The organism is Rhizobium sp. Pop5 (assembly GCF_024721175.1).
Lineage (GTDB): Bacteria > Pseudomonadota > Alphaproteobacteria > Rhizobiales > Rhizobiaceae > Rhizobium.
The window spans coordinates 747,478-765,694 of sequence record NZ_CP099402.1 but is presented as its reverse complement, the minus strand read 5'-3'; the positions used below and the strand labels follow the sequence as shown (position 1 = coordinate 765,694).

The 18,217-nt window shown below is 56.7% G+C and carries 18 protein-coding genes and 3 pseudogenes; 11 read left to right on the top strand and 10 right to left on the bottom strand.

The features are described from left to right. Positions 1-141 precede the first annotated feature (141 nt). Entirely contained in the window at positions 142-318 is a 177-nt protein-coding gene (locus tag NE852_RS31620; RefSeq protein ID WP_008533031.1) for a hypothetical protein, read from the top strand. A gap of 60 nt (positions 319-378) precedes the next feature. Here the strand turns inward: NE852_RS31620 and NE852_RS31615 are convergent, their stop codons facing one another. The 3 genes from NE852_RS31615 to NE852_RS31605 all read right to left on the bottom strand — a co-directional run bounded on the left by NE852_RS31615 (position 379) and on the right by NE852_RS31605 (position 2,376). Continuing rightward, complete coding sequence (locus tag NE852_RS31615; protein ID WP_008533032.1) at positions 379-1,611, bottom strand: MFS transporter; 1,233 nt, start codon at positions 1,609-1,611, stop codon at positions 379-381. Positions 1,612-1,723: 112 nt separating this feature from the next. After that, the gene (locus NE852_RS31610) at positions 1,724-2,059 is read right to left on the bottom strand and encodes a hypothetical protein (RefSeq protein ID WP_008533034.1); all 336 of its coding nucleotides are present in this window, start codon (positions 2,057-2,059) and stop codon (positions 1,724-1,726) included. Next, on the bottom strand, positions 2,056-2,376 hold the full coding sequence (locus NE852_RS31605) for a hypothetical protein (protein WP_245270727.1): 321 nt from the start codon (positions 2,374-2,376) through the stop codon (positions 2,056-2,058). The genes NE852_RS31610 and NE852_RS31605 overlap by 4 nt, the downstream gene beginning before the upstream one ends. Before the next feature lie 150 nt (positions 2,377-2,526). Between NE852_RS31605 and NE852_RS31600 the strand changes: the two genes are divergently transcribed. The 3 genes from NE852_RS31600 to NE852_RS31590 are packed head-to-tail and all read left to right on the top strand — an operon-like array spanning position 2,527 to position 5,035. Continuing rightward, positions 2,527-2,724 carry a hypothetical protein gene (locus NE852_RS31600; RefSeq protein WP_258157042.1) on the top strand — a complete coding sequence of 66 codons (198 nt, stop codon included), beginning with the start codon at positions 2,527-2,529 and terminating at the stop codon, positions 2,722-2,724. After that, entirely contained in the window at positions 2,721-3,512 is a 792-nt protein-coding gene (locus NE852_RS31595) for a hemagglutinin repeat-containing protein (RefSeq protein ID WP_258157041.1), read from the top strand. Before NE852_RS31600 ends, NE852_RS31595 begins: the two co-directional genes overlap by 4 nt. Beyond that, positions 3,509-5,035 (top strand): hypothetical protein, encoded by a 1,527-nt coding sequence (locus NE852_RS31590; RefSeq protein ID WP_258157040.1) that lies wholly within the window; start codon positions 3,509-3,511, stop codon positions 5,033-5,035. The genes NE852_RS31595 and NE852_RS31590 overlap by 4 nt, the downstream gene beginning before the upstream one ends. Here NE852_RS31590 and NE852_RS31585 read toward each other — a convergent pair. Then, a protein-coding gene (locus NE852_RS31585) for an IS3 family transposase (protein WP_128623700.1) occupies positions 4,982-6,195 on the bottom strand; the annotation gives its coding sequence in 2 pieces (ribosomal slippage) (positions 4,982-5,859 and positions 5,859-6,195; 1,215 coding nt in all). The genes NE852_RS31590 and NE852_RS31585 overlap by 54 nt on opposite strands. A gap of 112 nt (positions 6,196-6,307) precedes the next feature. Here NE852_RS31585 and NE852_RS31580 point away from each other — a divergent pair. Both NE852_RS31580 and NE852_RS31575 read left to right on the top strand, forming a co-directional pair. Beyond that, positions 6,308-6,835: an Imm42 family immunity protein gene (locus NE852_RS31580; protein WP_008536972.1), complete on the top strand. Its 528-nt coding sequence runs from the start codon at positions 6,308-6,310 to the stop codon at positions 6,833-6,835. Positions 6,836-7,006: 171 nt separating this feature from the next. Further along, positions 7,007-7,234: pseudogene (locus NE852_RS31575) on the top strand (integrase core domain-containing protein); the annotation flags it as partial. Here the strand turns inward: NE852_RS31575 and NE852_RS31570 are convergent. The 3 genes from NE852_RS31570 to NE852_RS31560 all read right to left on the bottom strand — a co-directional run bounded on the left by NE852_RS31570 (position 7,222) and on the right by NE852_RS31560 (position 9,580). Next, positions 7,222-8,814 (bottom strand): IS66 family transposase, encoded by a 1,593-nt coding sequence (locus tag NE852_RS31570; protein ID WP_008536638.1) that lies wholly within the window; start codon positions 8,812-8,814, stop codon positions 7,222-7,224. The pseudogene NE852_RS31575 and the gene NE852_RS31570 sit on opposite strands and share 13 nt — an antisense overlap. A gap of 74 nt (positions 8,815-8,888) precedes the next feature. Then, positions 8,889-9,233 carry an IS66 family insertion sequence element accessory protein TnpB gene (gene tnpB / locus NE852_RS31565; protein ID WP_008536637.1) on the bottom strand — a complete coding sequence of 115 codons (345 nt, stop codon included), beginning with the start codon at positions 9,231-9,233 and terminating at the stop codon, positions 8,889-8,891. Next, the gene (locus NE852_RS31560; RefSeq protein ID WP_225897245.1) at positions 9,230-9,580 is read right to left on the bottom strand and encodes a transposase; all 351 of its coding nucleotides are present in this window, start codon (positions 9,578-9,580) and stop codon (positions 9,230-9,232) included. The genes tnpB and NE852_RS31560 overlap by 4 nt, the downstream gene beginning before the upstream one ends. A 370-nt stretch (positions 9,581-9,950) precedes the next feature. Here NE852_RS31560 and NE852_RS31555 point away from each other — a divergent pair, with 370 nt between their 5' ends. Then, the gene (locus tag NE852_RS31555; protein WP_258157039.1) at positions 9,951-10,580 is read left to right on the top strand and encodes a hypothetical protein; all 630 of its coding nucleotides are present in this window, start codon (positions 9,951-9,953) and stop codon (positions 10,578-10,580) included. A gap of 567 nt (positions 10,581-11,147) precedes the next feature. On the opposite strand, the pseudogene NE852_RS31550 reads toward NE852_RS31555, so the two are convergent. After that, positions 11,148-11,825 (bottom strand): annotated as a pseudogene (locus NE852_RS31550) (hypothetical protein); the annotation flags it as partial. Positions 11,826-12,063: 238 nt separating this feature from the next. On the opposite strand from NE852_RS31550, the gene NE852_RS31545 reads away from it, so the two are divergent. Both NE852_RS31545 and NE852_RS31540 read left to right on the top strand, forming a co-directional pair. Continuing rightward, positions 12,064-12,378 carry a helix-turn-helix domain-containing protein gene (locus tag NE852_RS31545; protein WP_008523517.1) on the top strand — a complete coding sequence of 105 codons (315 nt, stop codon included), beginning with the start codon at positions 12,064-12,066 and terminating at the stop codon, positions 12,376-12,378. Then, on the top strand, positions 12,371-13,624 hold the full coding sequence (locus tag NE852_RS31540; protein WP_008523514.1) for a type II toxin-antitoxin system HipA family toxin: 1,254 nt from the start codon (positions 12,371-12,373) through the stop codon (positions 13,622-13,624). The genes NE852_RS31545 and NE852_RS31540 overlap by 8 nt, the downstream gene beginning before the upstream one ends. 88 nt (positions 13,625-13,712) lie before the next feature. Here the strand turns inward: NE852_RS31540 and NE852_RS31535 are convergent, their stop codons facing one another. Next, entirely contained in the window at positions 13,713-14,591 is an 879-nt protein-coding gene (locus tag NE852_RS31535; protein WP_128623499.1) for a recombinase family protein, read from the bottom strand. 14 nt (positions 14,592-14,605) lie between these two features. On the opposite strand from NE852_RS31535, the pseudogene NE852_RS31530 reads away from it, so the two are divergent. Together NE852_RS31530 and NE852_RS31525 are read left to right on the top strand one after the other, a co-directional pair. Beyond that, positions 14,606-15,515: pseudogene (locus tag NE852_RS31530) on the top strand (HNH endonuclease). A gap of 208 nt (positions 15,516-15,723) precedes the next feature. After that, a complete protein-coding gene (locus tag NE852_RS31525; RefSeq protein ID WP_258157038.1) occupies positions 15,724-17,151 on the top strand; it encodes an aldehyde dehydrogenase family protein in 1,428 nt (475 codons plus the stop codon). 8 nt (positions 17,152-17,159) lie between these two features. Here the strand turns inward: NE852_RS31525 and NE852_RS31520 are convergent, their stop codons facing one another. Further along, the gene (locus NE852_RS31520) at positions 17,160-18,074 is read right to left on the bottom strand and encodes a LysR family transcriptional regulator (protein WP_008523501.1); all 915 of its coding nucleotides are present in this window, start codon (positions 18,072-18,074) and stop codon (positions 17,160-17,162) included. Between the last annotated feature and the right edge of the window lie 143 nt (positions 18,075-18,217).

The window sequence follows — 18,217 nt, the reverse complement described above, 5'->3', positions numbered from 1 at the left end:
GAGTCGAAACGAATCATTTTTCAAGGACTTAGCTCCACTTGGCTGCGGGTATTGCGAATCCCGTCTAGCCTTATGATTCCATGCATCTTTTAGCGGCGGCGAGCGTTTGTCTCGATGGAACAACCCCAAGGGAGTCCTGCCATGAGCAAGCGCGAACTGATCGATACCGGAACCGATAAACGCTATGTCCGTCGCGATAAGAAGGGCCGGTTTAAGGAGAGCGACGATGTCTCGCGATCGCTGTCCAGCGATGCCCGCCATGAGGCTCGGCGCGAGGCCAAGCCTGGCCAGGGCGACAAGGGCGATCGCAAGCACTGAAGGCGGTTGAGGCTGTCCATCAGCATCGATAGTCGGAGCGCAGCCGAGATGCCCCAAAGCCTATGGCCGAAGTTGTCGGTCCTTCGGCAACGCTATCGCTATGAGCGCTGAGATCAAAGCCATGACCGCCACGGCGAGATAGATGCCCTCAAAGCTTTGGGTCGATGTCTTGATCACCCCGCCAAAGAAGTTGCCGGTGGTGCCGCCGATTCCCTGGAGCACGGTGCAAATTCCCAGGACAGTCACTGCAAGGCGTGGCTGGGCGCGGTGGGAGACGTAGACCGGCAGCAGGCCATAAATAGGATAGAAGCCAAGCGAAAAGAAGATCGCCGACGCCAGAGCTAGTTCCATCGAGGGGTCGATGACGAAAAGAGCGCCGGCAATGAGGAAGCTCGAATAGCAGGCAAGCATGGCATGGCGTGATCCGAGGCGTGACGAGATCGTCCCCACGATGAAACCCGCGCCGATCCCCACTGCTCCGACGGTTGCCCAGAGCCAGGAGGCGAAACCGACCGAATAGCCCAGCTCCTCCCGCAAGAACGGAGAGAGATAGGTGAGATAGGGATACGGCATCATGCCATTGATAAAGCCGAGCACGAAAATCAGCCCGCCCCACGGCATGATCGCACGCAGGCTTGGCGACCCATCCCCAACTGCGGTTGTTGTTTGTCCTGTTGTCTCCTGAAAGAGGCCCGCTCGACCAAAGAGGATGGCAACGGCGATAGCCAGCGTGATGGTGAGTCCGGCCGTGACGTACCAGGCTATCCGCCAGTGACCGCTGCCGGCGAACGCCGACGCAAGCGCGCTGTTGATCAGAACTCCATAAGCCGGAGCACTGGAGATCAGACTCATGGCAAAACCGCGCTGTCCAGCGTTCACGACGCGCGTGGCAAGATCAATCATCGGAACGAAGGTCGACGCGCCGGTCCCGCCGGCGATCATGAGAAGGCAGGCGGTGACATAGATATTGCCGGTGGCAGGAATGGACACGAGGCAAAGCCCGCAAAGCGACACGGAGGCCACCACTGTCCAGGCGGCGCCGATCCGATGGACGAGCCAGGTGCCGAGCAAGGCGAAAGCGACCGTCGAAAGTTGGACCATGCCGGTGACGAAGCCCACGAATCCATAGTCGAAGCCAAGGTCACGCCGCATGTCGGGGATGATCTGGGGAAAGAAGCTGAGACCAAAACCATAGCACGTGGCAACGCAGGCGATCATGAGGCCGACAAGAATCTCACCTCTGAGGCGTAGGCTGGTCACGATGATCGGTCCCCTCGACAAACATTCGCGCATTTGCCGCGATTATCAGTTACCGATCCCAGGGCAAAGGCGATTCTGACTGTTTGATCCCAGGCATCGCAACAGTCTTGTGCCGATCACTTTTCGAGGCGGTGGGTCGTTGGTCTCATTCTTCATCTTGATCGGGCGGAAATTCCAGCATTTCCAGCTCGTATTCGAGGCTGCCGATCTTATCGAACAGCGCCTGTTCGTAATTGGAGAGAACGCTACCGAGATGCGCGAGGGCCTCCGGCTCTGATCGCGTACCGTCGTTCATCGTGACGACGACGTCTCCGTCATAAGCGAGATCGATGTAGTTTTGAACAAGCGCCAGCTCATTCCTGGCAAACTCGATGTTCGAGCGGATTGCTGCCAGGTTCCGTTCTTCGGCCGTCGATCCGAAGATCGTACCAGATAACACCTCGAGGCGCTTTTCCTCGAACGACACGACGTTTTCCGTCATGGGGTATCCTCCTTGCTAAGCGAAAAGCCATTGGCGGTCAGGCCGGGGAAACGGGTCTGGCAGCGGTCGACGCCATCTTCCGAAAACATTCGAGAGCAGCCGAGGCTCACCCGCCGGCGAAGCTGCTGGAACGTGAAACTCGCGCCATACTGCTTGACCAGAGTCTTTCGATCGAGCTCCGTTTTCCGATCACAGGCCGTGCACTCGACGGTGACGACCGATCCACGGAAGTCGCGAAGCGTTGTTGGATCGTCATAGGTATTTTTTCTTATCGATGACATTTTAGAGCCCGTCGGTCGGTAGGCGATTGAATTCACTGGTTCTTCCGTGGCGCAGCAAAGGGGCAGGTTGCAGCCTGGCGATTACTCGCCTGTATATGCACATTGACTCACATGCCGCATGTGAACAAATAGGGAACATACTCGCTTTCGAGCGGGATGAAAACCCATTTTGACGAAGGCTTCCGAATGGCGCAGACCAGCGCAAACCCGATCATCTCCGATCTTCGAGACCGCATCCGCATCTGGAAGGGGCTGCAGCGCGACGAACATCTGTCCTTCCGTTCGGGCTGGCCGAGATCGATGCGCAGCTGCCGGGAGGTGGCCTGGCCTTTGGTGCGCTGCATGAAGTCGCCGGCGGCGGAAACGGCGCGATCGACGGCGTGACGCTGTCGGTTTCGACAGGGCTGGTCAGTGCAGGCCAGAGCATTGCCGGTGCTGCGCAGAAAATCGCCGGTATCTCGGACGGCTACACGGCAGCCAACGCTGCCTTCGCCTCGCTGAAAGCCTATGATGCCCTCCAGCAACTCTCCAGCATCGCCAAGGACGGCGGCAGCATCGCTTCTGTCTCGTTGACGGCAGGCTTCAACTACGAAAAGAGCAGTGCCTCTGCGTCCACCTCTACGCCGGTCGTCACCAGCGTGGAGGCTGGACGATCGGTCACCATCGAAGCGACTTCCGGTGATCTAACAGGGCACGGCGCGCAGATAACGGCGGGGTATGATTACGGCGTTGCTGCTGTAGTCGGCGACGACAAGATCGGCGACATCACGCTGAAAGCCGGTCATGATATCAAGCTTGAAAGCGCCCAGGCGACCAGCGAGACGGGCAGCGACAGCAAGTCGGCGAACGCCAGCTTCGGCGTCAGCGCGGGCATCGGCCTGCAAGGCGTAGGCGTAGGTGTCACCGGTGGCGCCGGCGCGGGAGTGTCGAAATCCGATGCGAGTTCGGTCGCACAAGTCAACAGCCATGTTGCCGGCAGCGGCGACATCACGATCAGTTCCGGCAACGATACGACCCTCAAGGGCGCTGTGGTTTCCGGCGACACGATCACGGCCGATGTCGGAGGTGATCTCAGTATTATCTCTACGCCGGATACCGGCACCAGCGCCAACAGCTCTGCTTCCGCCGGGTTCTCCTTGAGCGGTGCGGTAGGTGGTAATTTCTGCCTTTGACCACCCAGCTTTCAGGTTTACAATTCGGCGGTGGCCTCGGCTCGGGCGCAACGAACTGGATTAACGAGCAATCCGGTCTGCTCTCCACTGGCAAGATGGATATCCAAGTCGGTGGCAATACCGATTTACAGGCGGGGAAGATCATTTCCGATAGCGGCGATCTGTCGCTGTCGACCGATACGCTGACCTACAGCGATTTCCTCGGACAGAAGGGCTATGAGGGCTTCAGTGCCCAAATCGGTATCGAGATTCCGGGCAACGAACTGCCTGGCGCGCCGCCTGCAAACAACACGCTTGAGGGTACTTATCAGCTCGACGACACGCGCCAGACCGTCCGCGCCACTGTCGGCCCTGGCTCGATCACCGTCCGCAACGAGGAGAAGCAGGCGGCCTTGGAGCAATCCGCCGCCACCGCACCACTCGCTGACCTCAACCGAGACCCTGGTAAGGCCTATGAGATCACACGTGATAAGCATATTGATCTGGAAATCTACCTTTCAACCAGAAGCGTCAATGCGCTTGCAGAGGGCATCAAGAATGCGTTTGCCCCAGGCGGACTTATCGACCGATACCTTCTTGGTAAGCGGCTTACGGCAGGGGAGATCGCCGATGTCAAAGCTGGCGTGGATGCGCTGGTAAACGGCGGAGAGTTTGTAGGCTGCGGGCAGAAGCAGGGCTTTAATCTTCTCGACCTTTTCTTCACGCCGGCCTATGCCGATGATTACCTGACAGATTGCACCATCAGGCAGAAGAACGGCGAGTTTATCCATCTGGGCATTCAGACTTACCAAGCCTGCCAGGACGCCATCTACGCTTATCTTAACTCGCTTGGCACCGAGGAACGATTGAACGTTATCAAAGCTGCCGCTTTTGCATCTTATACCGACCATCCCAACGATGGTGAAAGCGGGGTAAAGAATGGTTGGCTATTAAACGCAATTGCTAAGCTTGACGGCGGGTCCAACGGCGCGGCTTATAACGCTTATCTTCAAGCAACGTACGATGCGGCTCAGATCCAAGAGCAACTGGACCGAGAGCAATGGGCGATTTGGAACGACCCCTCAACGACGCTCTCAGAAAAATTCCAGAAGTTGGAAGATACCGGCCTCGACATGAATGCTGTGATCGCGATGGCCGTCGCAGGAGGGGTGATTGGAAGTCCGGCCCTCATTGGCAATCCCTATCATCCTCAAGCAGTCAACAACCGCATAAGGCCACCGTACAAGGCAAACGCCGCACATGACGTCAACTCTCCTCTATACAACCCAAGTAAAACACCTGAGCCGCCCGATGCGAAATTTGCTTATGAAAATAGTACCCTGGTCCGAGCTGATTTCGGAACATGGTATGCTCGAGGTGATGGTGGATATTATAGGTACTTCTCGGATAACGCGGGAACGGCCCATTTTAGTGGGACGATCTCTGCCTCACAGGTTCTGGAGTGCCCCCCATTTCGCCGGACAGATCAGCTATTGAGACAATGCTTTGATGAACTCCCTTGGGGAGGCCATTTTCAGCGCTGAGTGTGGATGGATTTCATTATAGTCTTCGATCCATCCGTCGATCTTCCGGAGAGCTGTATCGGCGTCCGGAATGGGTGAGATGCGTATATAGTCCCGCTTCAAGGTTTTGACGAAGGCTTCAGACATGCCGTTCGATTGTGGGCTGGCAACGGGCGTGAAGCATGGGATCAGGTTGAGGGCTTGGGCAAACAGCCTGGTCTCCCGCGCGGTGTATGCACTGCCGTTATCAGATAGATGTTCTATTGCATGCGGGGCGCTGGTTGCGCCGAAGCGCTTTTCGACGGCCTCCAACATCATGTCTCGAATGTCGCAGCCGGATATCCCGGCATTGGCGACGGCTGCCCATGAGATAATTTCCCGGTCAAACGCATCGATGATGAACGCGAGACGGACCACCTCGCCATTCCAGCAAGTGAACTCAAGGCCATCCGAGCACCAGCGCAGGTTAGACCGCATCACCATGACCTTGCCGTCGTGGACACGGCCTATTCGCACCGCCGTGTGTTTCTCAAGGATCATAGCGTGATTGGCCATGATGCGATGAACTCGCTTGCGATTGACGACGGGCAGATCAGCAGCTCGCCGCTGCCTGTTGAGAAGGGCAGCGATCCGCCGATAGCCATAGGTCGGCCGAGCATCCACGAGTTTACGAATGGCAGGCAGCAGCTCGGCATCGTCCGCTTTGAGGTATGATCCACGCGGCTTGCACTTGCCTTTAAGGCGCTCCACGAGATTGGACCGCGATACGCCCAGGACGTCAGCCACGGTCTTCATCGGGAACCGTCCTTCGGCAACAAGATCGGCCGCGATATCGGTTTTTTTGAGTGGGCTTTAGAAAGAGCTTCGCGGAGAATCTCGTTCTCCAACGTCTTGCGCCCGAGGATGCGCTCAAGCTCGCGCACTCGATCTTCCAGCTTCTTCACCTCGGAATTGCCGATCACTGGCTCGTCAGAATCCACGGCCACCGCACCTCCCTCGCTCAGGAGCCTACGCCAGCGATACAGAAGATTTGGCGCAACTCCATGCCGCCGCGCCGCGGAGGAAACGGTCTCCCCGGCGGCATAGCTTTCCTCGATGATCTGCAGTTTGCGTTCCGTTGTCCAGCGTCGCCGCCGGACGTCACCGATCATCAAGTCAACCTGTCGAAACTCGTTAGACATAAGCTTATCCTCAAGCCTGTGCTTGAGCCTTCCTGCTTATGCTGAGTGTCCGGTCGAAAGTGGGGGCAGTTCAGGTTCCAAACAGCGTTCGAAAGCTTCTAGGAGAATAGATATGGAGTTCGGAGATAGGACTCGCTTCGCAATAACTGTTGAACTCAATGAGAAACATGGCGGCCTATGGATGTACGGACGCTTTTGTTATTGGATCGCAGGCGAATCTATAGGAAATTATAATGAGGTAACTTCATTACGAGATATACTTTTTCGAATGCGATACCTCCATAGCGATAGGGGACAGCGCGCATGCCCAGAGCTTATGAAGCTATCAACTGAAAAGATGTTTTCGGTTATTTCAGCTGCGCTGAGAGATGACGATGATGAAATATATAATTATATATCTGAAGAATTTCCATTCGCTCGGTTTGATGTTTCTGTCCATGTCGATGTTATGGATAATTATGAGATATATCTGGTAGAGAATAGATATGCGGCAAAAATTTTGTATTTTAACCTAGAAAGAAAAGAATTAAAGAATTTTCTTTTAGATATAGGTGAGTTCGACAAAGTGGCGCTCGCTGCATATGGTTATCTTGATAAGATATATGATGCGGCGGAACGGTCGGAAGGTGAGGTAAGCTGACCTGCGTTGCGCCGACTTTGCGAGAGGTCGTCTGTTTTAGAGCACGTCCATTGAACGCGGAATCGGAATTTTGGTGACATGCTTTGTTTGCTGTGATTCCCTGCCTTCGAATCAGGAGGTATGAATGTCACGAGCGCTCAGTGATGATCTTCGCATTCGAGTTCTGGCGGCGTCTTCGTCGAGCGGCTCTGGCGGTCGATCAAATATGAGGAGATCTATCTCCATGCCTACAAAAGCGTGCCGGAGGCTCGTGCCGGAATTGGTCGTTATATAAGCTTTTACAACCAACGACGCCCACATTCATCGCTTGACCGGCAGACGCCGGATCGGGCTTACTTCAACGCGCTGACACCGATGATGGTGGGTAAGCGGCAAGCTGAGGCCGTTCAGGCCGTGTAGTTCCATGGCATGAGGGCATCTATCTCGCTGCTGGGCCATCCGTTTGCGAGACGCTCAAGCGTTTGGGTCAGCCAAGCCTGAGGATCGACGGTATTCATTTTTGCCGTTTGCAACAGGGTCGCGATCGTCGCCCATGTCCTGCCGCCGCCGTCGCTACCAGCGAAGAGGCTATTTTTTCTGGTGATGGCTTGAGGCCTGATTGCCCGCTCAACAATGTTGGAGTCAATCTCGATGCGCCCATCCGTCAGAAAGCGCTCGAAGATGTCTCGACGCGAGATGGCATACCGGAGAGCCTCGGCGAGTTTGGATTTTCCCGAGACCCGCGGAAGGGTCGCCTGCCAAAGTGTGAAGAGGTCACGGACGATCACCGCCGAACTCTTCTGTCGCGCCGCGACACGAGCTTCAGGGCTTTGGCCTCGAACGGTTTCCTCGATCTCCCAAAGCTTTGCCATGCGCTCGACCGTCTCTGTGGCGACCTTCGAGCTCTTGGCAACATGCAATTCATAGAACTTCCGGCGGCTATGTGACCAGCAGCCAGCCAGGACAACGCCGTCGTTGCCTCCATCCTTGCGGACCAGTTTGCTGTAGGCACCGTATCCATCGACCTGCAGGATCCCGTGATAGCCGCTGAGGTGCCGCGCAACGCATTCGGTCGCTCGGCTGTCCTCGAAGCGATAGGCCACCATCGGCGGACCGCTGCCTCCAAAGGTCCGATCGTCCCTCGCGTAGGCCCATAGCCACGCCGTCTTTGCCGATCCGGATCCAGGTGCAAGCGTCGGCAAGGTCGTTTCGTCGGCAAAGATCCGCTCTGCCTTCTTGATCTCGTTCAGGATGTAATCAGCAAGAATATCGAGCTCGAACCCCAGCTTGCCCATCCATTGAGCCATGAGCTTGCGGTCGAGTTCGACCTTGTCCCGCGCGTAGATCGCTTCCTGGCGATAGAGGGGTAGACCATCGGCATATTTGGAAACGGCGATCTGCGCCAGAAGTGCTTCTGTTGGAATGCCGCCTTCAATGATGTGTGGCGGGGCCGCAGCCTGGATGACGCCGTCTTCGTTCTTAAAAGCGTATTTGGGACGGCGCGTGACGATGACACGGAACTTCGCCGCCACGACATCTAGCCGTTCGGAGACGTCTTCTCCGATCAGGATTCTTTGCTTGCCCGCGTGTTCCGGTAACTCTTCCGGCTCAATCACCACCTCGACGCGCTCAAGATGCGGTGCAAAGCCCTTGCGTGGCCGCGGTGCGCGTTTGCCATCCGTATTCGAGCTGCCTTTCGTGACCTGGGCTTTAATCGCGGCTATGCCGGTCTCGATCTCCTCGAAGACAAAGGCTTGCTGCTCATCGTCGATAGCCGATGCGCCGAGCTTTTCCGAGCGCCGTCCGAAGCGAGCCCGATCGAAGGCCTTGAGGATCTGCGTCAGCCTCTCGATACGCTCGTCGGCGTCAGCATTGCGGGCCTCCAGGTCATCGACCTGCTTTTCCAAAGCATCGACACGGGCTGCCTTTTCGGCCATGGCAAGGACCATGGCCTTTAGGGCCTCAACATCATCCGGGAGCTCGATCTCGGGTCGCGTCATGGATCTGATCAGAGCATATTTTGCCGTGATCCGCCCGTAGTTTCAGGCCCCTGATTCACTTCGCCGCAGTGGTTTTACCCAACAATCTCAGGCGGTTTGACGGGCGTAAAGCGAACCCGCTTCCAGTCCATTCCATCGACCAATGCCAAGAGCTGGGCATGGTTGAGCTGGACCCGGCTGTGGCCAATGCGCGGCCAGCAGAACTGCGCTTTTTCCAACCGCTTGGCATAAAGGCAAACCCCGGATCCATCCCACCATACAATCTTGATCCGGTCCGCTCGCTTCGCCCGGAAGACATAGAGAGATCCGCTGAACGGATCGCTGCCGGCATCTCGAACCAGCGATAGCAAGCTATCTGGCCCCTTGCGGAAGTCTATTGGATGGCTCGCGAGAAAGACCTTTACGTTCGACGGGATCATGCCGAGCGCACCGCTCGGATAACCCGTTGCAGGTGTGCTTCATCGATCCCAGCGCCAGCCCGGATCACAACGTCGCCGATGATCACGTCGATCACCGCAAGCGCACCACTTGACGTCGTTCTCGATACCGTAGCCTGATCCTGCCGCGCAGATCGGCGTCCGTCACGAGCATCACGGCGCCAACCAAATAGCTGTGAGGGATGTATCTCTAGGCGATGTGCGATCGCCGAAACACTGGCGCCGGGCTCCATCGCCTCGGCCACTGCCCGTTCTTTGAATTCGTCGGACCAGCGCCGCCGAAACTGTCGCGGCGCACCTTCAAGCCGTTCCGGAACGGCCTCGATCATATGGAAGTTTCTAGTTCCAGAGCTAGGCGCAGACATAGAAGCTCACAGTTCGTGAATCGTCTCACCGCAATACCGGAATCGCCGCCATCAATGCCAGACGGGGGCTGCTTGTCGCTTACGATGGTGGCAGGATAATCGAGGCGGAAATCCACTTAGCGTAACGCCCGGAACTGTTCAGACCAAACCGAGCCACCTCTGACCATGCATACGCGAGATCGAAGCAGTCCAGATCGCTCGAATTTGCTCGAACGGCAGGCGTGAGGAAAACGATCGGATAGCAGAGGAGGGAACTGAACTCTGGAAGGTGAATCGGTCCCTGAATACTTGCTGGGGCGTCCTCGAAGGCGGAACCAAGCTGTTCATGAGAAGAATGAGCGATACCCTTCAGTTGCTACTGCAACCAATCAATCTCGCGGGATATGGAGCATCAGCTCGCTTCCTCGGTTTTTTCGAAAAAGACAGCCGATACAAGCCAGGCATGGAAGAATCTGCCGCCGACTTCTTCATGCGATATTTCAGAAACGATCTGGAGCATTTTGTGATTGCATCCTCGGTGCACGCAAACTCTGACGAAGTTGGGCAATACGGCGATGCTGCGGATGACCAGCGAGACGGCAATTTAATAAGGGGCCTTGTGGAGACTGGGCTTATCAAAGAATTTGGTTACAAAGAACGATTTGGACGTGATCCTAGTTCGCAGGAATATACTGAATCGGTCGAAACGGAATGGGCGAATATTGCCCTCATGAATGTGCATGGCTTCCCTATCGAAAGTGTAAGATCTTTACTTATCGCAAAGATGGTTGTGCATGGGCTGTACGGTCATTGCTTCATACTCTCACGCGAATGGAATCTGGCTTTTTACCCACACGATGATTTTGGTTTTGGCGTGATAGGTTTAGGCGACAACGCAAATGTACAAGTCGCACACGATTTTTTGGCGCAGGCGGATCAATTGCCAGGCATGCATTCGATCATCAGGACGCCGCCCAACAATTGAGTCCAGCTCCGAAAGTAAAAGAAGGCGGTCTCCAATGTGTCAGCATCAATGGCGGGTTCCTCTGCAAGGGCTAGAAGACGACCTGGACGGTGGTGAACAGGACGTTTTCTACGTTTATTGAGAGGTATATCGACGAGATACTGCTGGCGCCCTCTCCGGCCCAACCGAAAAGCATATTCAAATTCCACCGGATAAGCGCTGAGTTTCGCGGTGTCGGAGGGCCGCCGAAAAGCTTCTATTCGGACAGGAAGCAAATTATGGATCGAGAATATGCAATGATAATGGTAGGCCACCTCTACGATGAAGGATAGGGATATAATATTCTTCGGGTTCATCATCGGTGTCGTTAGCTTCGACAGATCGCCCACGTGCGCTGTCTGCTGGCGGTGACCAAGCAGAGCCCGCTGTCCTGCAAGAGCGAGATCGATTTGTCGGATCTGAGGAATGAGGAAATCATCTCATTGTCCCGCCAGAACCTCTTATACGCCGGATCTGCATATATAGACCGGCCAGCAAATCAGGAGACCCCATGTGAGGTGAACACGGGATCTTAGTCGGTAGCGGGGTCTCGATGCGGCGCAGGATGTCGAAGCTGGCAACCGACCGCGGGACGCCCTCGCCCTGGATCCAGGACAGAAGTGTCTTGCTGTCGAAGGTCTCGGTCAAGCGGACCACAGCACGATAGAGCTGCCAGTAGCTGTCGCCAAAACGGCGCATATGGTAGATCAACGCATCCTGGAAACTCGCCGGATCGTAGGTTGCCTCGAATAACGGATCCGGGAATGGGCTAATTGGCTTTGGCGCAGGACCGCGTTGCGCAGATGTGTTCCGGGCAAAAACTCCGTCGGCCGCAGCGCGTTGCGGTTTTCTGGTCGAGGAAACTGGCGTTGTCTTTTTAACCGCTTCAGCTTTGCTTGCGGCGACAGGCAACTTTTTCGGCGCAACGTCTTCGCTGACGGGAGGTGCCTTCAGCCAACGGATGATCGCATCCAAGGCCGGCCGCAGTTGTTTCTTCAGTTCGACCGTCATTTCGTCTTCAATCCCGCAAGCTTCTCCGATCGCTGTCCAGTCGAGATGGCCGTTCAGGATCGGCGGCCGCTTGCGGTAAATGATCAGGCTGGTCAGATAGGGGCGGACATTTTCCAACACCCGCTTTGAAGATATCGGTGCAATGCGCACCTCGCAGAATTCCGAGATTTTTCGCTGAAAATGACGTGATGAAAGATCGTGTTTGGGCATGCTCATTCCATTTCTCTCTGGCACCAGTACCGAGGGCGAGCGGGAACAGGAGCGTGCCTTTAACAAAGCATGTAAGATGGGTACCGCTCGCAGGCTCTGGCACTACCATTCAGAAAACAACATGAATGATATATAAACAGATCAATTATTAGCTAATGATCCGTATTTACGTCTTTTGTATTGACCGTGCTCAAAATGTTTGAGATAGCTTGTCCTACTCACGTAGAATGGTTGGGTAGGTAGGATGGCACGGTCCGAGTCAGAACCCTTGCTGGAAATCGGGCAGTTGCTGAAGGCTACGCGTAAAGGCCGGCATTTGACTCAAGAGCAGGTTGCCGACATGGCGGGTATATCGCGTCCCCGCTATCGTGAGATAGAAACCGGAAGCAGTGCTGCGCGAACGACGACACTGATCAATATCGCCCGCGCTCTGGGGCTTGAATTGATGCTTATACCGCAGGCGATGGTCCCGGCCGTCGATGCGTTGCTGCGGCCTCATGACGATGTCGATGATCTCCCGGCATTCATGGCGCGTCCAGACGGGGATGAGAATGTCTGAAGTTTCATCCGATCCGAGATCCATTTCGTCGCTCGACGTGCTGCTGAACGATGTGAAGGTCGGCACGATCGTCAGGACGCCCGGCGATTTTAACGCTTTCAGCTTCGAGGACAGTTATCGCGCAACCGGCGGCTTTCCTGTGCTTAGTCTGTCTTTTCGCGCAGCCACTGGCGGCTTGCGTAAGGACCCGAAACCCGTCGCCAGAGCGTTGCCGGCGTTCTTTGCCAATCTGCTTCCCGAAGACAAGCTGCGCGAGGCGATGGAAAAACACCACGCGGGGAGTGTTCGCGCAGGAAACGATTTCGACCTGCTTGTCGCTCTCGGTTCGGATCTGCCTGGCGCAGTCCGCGTCGTGCCGAGTGACAGAACGGTTGTGCGTTTCGACAACCTGCCTGCTCCTAAGCCGAAGGCCCGGTTCTCGCTTGCCGGCGTCCAGATGAAGCTTTCGGTCATCAAGAATACGGGGAAGGGCGGTGGACTGACACTGCCGCTCGGCGACGACCAGGGATCCTACATCGCCAAGTTTCCATCCACCTCGTTTCCCGGGGTGTCGGAAAACGAATATGCCAATCTCGCATTAGCTGAAGCGATCGGGATGGAGGTGCCGGAACGCGAACTTGTCGAGCAATCGGAGTTCGAGGGTATACCAAAGGAATTCGAGACGCTGTCAGATGGAAAGGTCCTGCTCGTCAGACGCTTCGATCGCGGCGCAAACGGCGAGCGCATCCATATTGAGGATTTTGCGCAGGTATTCGGCGTTTATCCCTCGCGGAAATACGAAGGGGGTGCCTATCATGATATCGCCGCAGCCTTGAACGTTGCCGTATCGTCCACCGCTGCTCTTGAGTTCGTCCGCCGACTGGCTCTGGCAGCCATCACCGGCAATGGCGACATGCACCTGAAGAACTGGTCGTTGATCTATAGCGGGGAAGATGACAAACCGCAGCTCGCACCCGTCTATGACGTGCTCTCGACAATCCCTTACATCCCCGCGGATGCCATGGCTCTGTCGCTCGCCGGCGAGCGGCCCTTCAGGGCGCTGAATGTGCAGCGGTGGAAAGCTTTCGCCAATCGTGCACGGCTACCGGAAGCGGCCGTGCTCAAAGCGGCGGGCGATACTGTTGAACAGGTGAACGGATTTTGGTGGTCGCTGCCGGAACGTAATGTCGTTCCGGCGAAAGTTCTCGAGCGTATCGATACGCATGTAAGGCTGATGACGCCGGTCCTTGGCACGTGCGCGGAGTGAAGCCATCCGGCCGAGCGGTAGCCAAGCCCTGTCCTAGCTCGTGCGCCAGTTCTCCTGCCGCATTTTCACCCTTTGCCAGAGGGCGTCCTCAACGATCCTGAGCGATGGCACCTCCTGGACAACATGGTGCTCGGCCCGCATTCTCCCGTGAGACCCGACGTTCTGTCGCGGGATTCTTCCGATAGGCGAGGCGGTTGAAGACGATCAGTCCGATATAGGTCTGATTGTTCAGAATGCCGCTGCCGCGATTTCGATGACCGCGAATTGCGGTCCCCTGCCAAAGTCGGCCGCGCGGACCGGGTACACCGCCAGCATTGAGTTCTTCTGCGATCCTGACAGGGCTCATGCCGTTCGCGTACTGCTCATAAATCCAGACGATGGTTGCCGCCTCTTCAATGTCGATCGAACGCAGGCCGCGCACCGGCTTCCCGCTATCATCGAACTCACGTCGCACTCTGTAGCCATAACAAATACCGCCTGGCACCCGGCCATGCTTGGCGACAGTCTTCAGGCCTTCGCGCGTGCGGTAGCGAACTTGTTCTAGCACTTTCTGACTGAGAACCGCCCTCAGCCCCAGTTCCATTGTCGACACCGCCGCGGCGCCGTGAACCGTCCACAGTTCGACATCATGAAACTGCAGTATCTTGAGAATGCGAGCGCTGTGCTCAAGGTCGCGAGAAAGGCGATCGAGGGTGAGGCAGAGAAAGACGTCATATGCGCCGATGTTCGACCTCGCCAACGCGGCCTGGAGGCCGGGCCGCGTCTCAAATGACAAGCCGCTGACACCGGCATCGACGAAAGTGTCGGCCAAATGCCAACCTTGTCGCAGGACGAATTCCTTTCCTAGATCGAGCTGAGTTTCGATCGACGCGGGGCTTTGTTGATCTGTTGAATAACGCGCGTAGAGTACGACGCGCTTGAGGGCATACATATGCCCGATCTCCCTGGTTTGAATCGCGGTCACCATGGTAGAGATCGAGTATGGGATTCGGGGTTTTCATTCACCGCACAGATTCGATCTACGACGACAGTCCGGCTGAGCAATATCAGTTTCCGAGCCAGTATCTAGGCCGCGTCCAAGCCTGCGTTGGAGACTGGGTCATTTACTATGAGCCGCGAAAGGTGGCGGCGACGCGCGGATATTTCGCGGTCGCCAAGGTCGCACAGATCATTCCGGATCCCAAAGCGTCCGGAATGTATTTGGCTCTGATCGAGCCTGGCAGCTATCTCGATTTCGTCAACGCTGTTCCCTTCAGCGGGCCAGATGGCGTGATCGAGCGCGGAGTGCTCAACGACGCGGGGCGAATTTCGGGAAGGGCGCAAGCAGCCGTGCGGCCGATCCCAGCGGTAGACTTCAATCGTATTTTGTCGATTGGCCTGGCGGAGGATCAACCGGAACTGCCGCGATCGGGCGAGGCGATAGACACGCCAACGGGCGCCGGATTCTCGGACGGCATTCAAGCTCCTTTTATGTTCGAAGAGGAAAGGGTGCGGGTCACACGGCTTTCATCGCGTATCGTTCGCGATCGGCTGTTTCGCCGATTGATCTTGCAGGCCTACGACAAACGATGCGCGATAACAGGCTTGAAGCTGATCAATGGTGGCGGCCGCGCCGAGGTCGATGCCGCCCATTCGCCCCGTTGAAGCGGACGGCCCGGACATTCTGTCGAATGGCATCGCGCTCTCTGGCACGGCACACTGGATGTTCGATCGCGGCCTTATCGGCTTGTCGGACGATCTCGAGGTTCTGGTTTCGCGTCACGCAAACGACCGCGACAGCATCCAAGGTCTTATCAACAAGACCGGAAGAGCGATCGTGCCGGCAGGTGTTCACGAACGCCCGCATCCACAGTTTCTGAGATGGCATCGCGAGAATACCTTTAAACAATAGTGCGCCGACGGTTCAGATCCTTTCAAGGCAGCCATATCCCAGATGAGTCGAGGGGAACGCGATTACTCATCACGGACACGGCGCGGCATTATCTTGTTAACATCCACCTTAAGCGACCATTCAGGTGACATAAATTGCAATCTCACCGACGTTGCGATCATCTTCAGATGAAACCGGTTTGGCGAGATGCAGTGACGCGAGGTGGATTATGGTGAGCCTACGGGAAAACCAGTTTTATATTGGCGGAGAATGGCAAGAATTCGCCGATATAATCCATTTGCCTGTGGTGGATCCGGCCTCGGAAGAAGTCGTGGGGCATATTGCTGCGGGCGATGCTCATCATGTCGACCAAGCAGTTGCCGCGGCACGCGAGGCCTTCCCTGCGTTTTCTCAATCATCTGTGTCAGAAAGACTCGCTCTGCTTGGCAGGATGCATTCGCTCCTCCTGGAAAGATCCGATTTGTTCGCGGATACCCTCGTCAAGGAGATGGGGGCAGCGATTACGTTCGCGCGGGCTTCCCAGGTTCCTTTCGCTGCCGAGCACATCCGCGTCCAGATGGAGGTTCTGGAGAAGTACCGGTTTCTGACAGTCGATCAGCACACCGCGACCGCCAAAGAGGCGATCGGAGTTTGTGCGCTAATTACCCCCTGGAACTGGCCACTTTACCAGATCACCGCCAAAGTCGCACCCGCGATCGCGGCAGGCTGCACTATCGTTCTCAAGCCCAGTGAACTTTCACCTTATAGCGCCCTGCTCTTTGCCGAGTTGATGCACGACGCCGGCATTCCGGCCGGAGTATTCAATCTGGTCAACGGTACAGGTGAGAGCGTTGGTGGAGCGCTCGCCAGCCATCCGGACGTCGACATGATCTCGATCACTGGCTCCACCCGCGCAGGGGTACTCGTTGCGCAGGCTGCCGCACCGACCGTGAAGCGCGTGGTGCAGGAACTCGGCGGCAAGTCGCCGAACATTTTGCTCGACGATGCCGACTTCCGCGAGGCGGTCGCGAAGGGCGTGCTCGCCGGCATGCGCAATGTGGGCCAGTCGTGCAGTGCGCCGACGCGCATGCTCGTGCCCGCACATCGGCTGGGCGAAGTGGAAGGACTTGCAAGCGCCACTGCACGCGCCATTCGAGTCGGCGCTCCGCTTGATCCGTTGACGGATATGGGGCCGATCGCCAATCGTGCTCAGTTCGAGCGGGTGCAGATCATGATCCAAGCCGGCATCGATGATGGAGCGAAGCTGCTATGCGGCGGCTTGGGCCGGCCGGCCGGGCTCAATAGGGGCTTTTTCACACAGCCGACGATCTTTTCCGAGGTGACCTCGGACATGCGCATAGCTCGTGAGGAAATCTTCGGCCCAGTGATTTCAATCATCCCCTACAAGGATGAGGATGAGGCAATCGCGATCGCTAACGACACTGTCTATGGATTGGGCGCCCATGTCCAGTCATCAGATCCGGAGCGCGCACGGCGGGTCGCCGCACGCGTCCGTGCCGGCCAGGTTCATATCAATTATCCGGCTTGGGACGGAGCGGCCGCCTTCGGTGGCTACAAGCGCTCGGGTAACGGCCGCGAGTATGGCGTCTGCGGGCTCGAAGAATATCTCGAGACGAAGTCCATCCTGGGTTACTGACGGCAGGTCTATGGATGGTCGGCTCTCCAAGGGAGCGGTTTCAGCGACTGGCGTAGCATCGTCAGGAACGCCGCAGTCCTTGCGCTTCGTCCGTGCCGCGATCCGAGGATTGCGAGAATATCGGCCGGCGGTAGCTTCCAGTTGGGAAGAACCTGCTTCAGCTGTCCCTTAGCGAGGTCTTCAGCAACGGCCCATTCGGACCGCATCATGATTCCCTGACCAGCTAATGCCCAATCACGAATGACGGCGCCATCGTTGCTCGACATGATGGGGTTAACGCGCACTGTCGCACTTTCCTGCCGTGATCCACTGAACCGCCAGAGCGTCACGTCCTCCTCGTTCTCGCGAACAACTAGGCACCGATGCCGAGCAAGATCGGCGGGCGTAGAAATAGGCGGAGCCGAAGCGAGGTATTTTGGACTTGCGCACAGAATTCGATTGTTCGGCGCAAGTGTGGTCACGACCTGGTCCAGATGCGTGGATGCCCCGATGTGAACAACGACTTCATAGCTCTCAACGAGCAGAGCCGAGGGATGGTCGGAAAGTTGCAGGGTAGCACTGGCATTGCCATGCTCTCGCGCAAACGCCTCCACGACCGGCGCAACGTAGACCCTTCCAAATCCGTGAGGTGCTGCGACCCTGAGGTGCCCGCGAACGACACCCTTGCGGTCAGCCAGCGCCTCGGCAAGCGAATCTATGGCATCGCTGACGATAACGCTGTGAGAAGCGACCAATGAGCCCTCCTCGGTAAGGCGCAGGCGACGGCCGGACCGGTCGATCAGCCTTACTCCGGCTTTCTCTTCAAGCGCGCGCAGGCGCTGGGTCACCGCTGGAGGCGTTACGTTCAGCTTTCTCGCGCTTTCCGCGAGAGATTTCGAGCTTGTGAGAACCGAAAAAAAGGCGAGATCGTCGGACGTCAACATTAATCCAGACCTGAAGCGGATATTCACTATTCATTAATTGCCATCTTTATGGCTCGGCGACAATGTAAATTTAAGCTAGGGGGCGGATTCCAGGACCCGCCGACGTCTATGGGACGGGACGGGCCGGGGGTCCGCCTGCTTGA

What these genes read in the sequence shown, in the direction of transcription:
- NE852_RS31620 (WP_008533031.1), top strand. Translation starts at nt 142, where the DNA reads ATGAGCAAGCGCGAACTGATCGATACCGGAACCGATAAACGCTATGTC.
- NE852_RS31615 (WP_008533032.1), bottom strand. Translation starts at nt 1,611, where the DNA reads ATGCGCGAATGTTTGTCGAGGGGACCGATCATCGTGACCAGCCTACGC.
- NE852_RS31610 (WP_008533034.1), bottom strand. Translation starts at nt 2,059, where the DNA reads ATGACGGAAAACGTCGTGTCGTTCGAGGAAAAGCGCCTCGAGGTGTTA.
- NE852_RS31600 (WP_258157042.1), top strand. Translation starts at nt 2,527, where the DNA reads ATGGCGCAGACCAGCGCAAACCCGATCATCTCCGATCTTCGAGACCGC.
- NE852_RS31580 (WP_008536972.1), top strand. Translation starts at nt 6,308, where the DNA reads ATGGAGTTCGGAGATAGGACTCGCTTCGCAATAACTGTTGAACTCAAT.
- NE852_RS31570 (WP_008536638.1), bottom strand. Translation starts at nt 8,814, where the DNA reads ATGACGCGACCCGAGATCGAGCTCCCGGATGATGTTGAGGCCCTAAAG.
- tnpB (WP_008536637.1), bottom strand. Translation starts at nt 9,233, where the DNA reads ATGATCCCGTCGAACGTAAAGGTCTTTCTCGCGAGCCATCCAATAGAC.
- NE852_RS31560 (WP_225897245.1), bottom strand. Translation starts at nt 9,580, where the DNA reads ATGATCGAGGCCGTTCCGGAACGGCTTGAAGGTGCGCCGCGACAGTTT.
- NE852_RS31555 (WP_258157039.1), top strand. Translation starts at nt 9,951, where the DNA reads ATGAGCGATACCCTTCAGTTGCTACTGCAACCAATCAATCTCGCGGGA.
- NE852_RS31545 (WP_008523517.1), top strand. Translation starts at nt 12,064, where the DNA reads ATGGCACGGTCCGAGTCAGAACCCTTGCTGGAAATCGGGCAGTTGCTG.
- NE852_RS31540 (WP_008523514.1), top strand. Translation starts at nt 12,371, where the DNA reads ATGTCTGAAGTTTCATCCGATCCGAGATCCATTTCGTCGCTCGACGTG.
- NE852_RS31535 (WP_128623499.1), bottom strand. Translation starts at nt 14,591, where the DNA reads ATGGTGACCGCGATTCAAACCAGGGAGATCGGGCATATGTATGCCCTC.
- NE852_RS31525 (WP_258157038.1), top strand. Translation starts at nt 15,724, where the DNA reads ATGGTGAGCCTACGGGAAAACCAGTTTTATATTGGCGGAGAATGGCAA.
- NE852_RS31520 (WP_008523501.1), bottom strand. Translation starts at nt 18,074, where the DNA reads ATGTTGACGTCCGACGATCTCGCCTTTTTTTCGGTTCTCACAAGCTCG.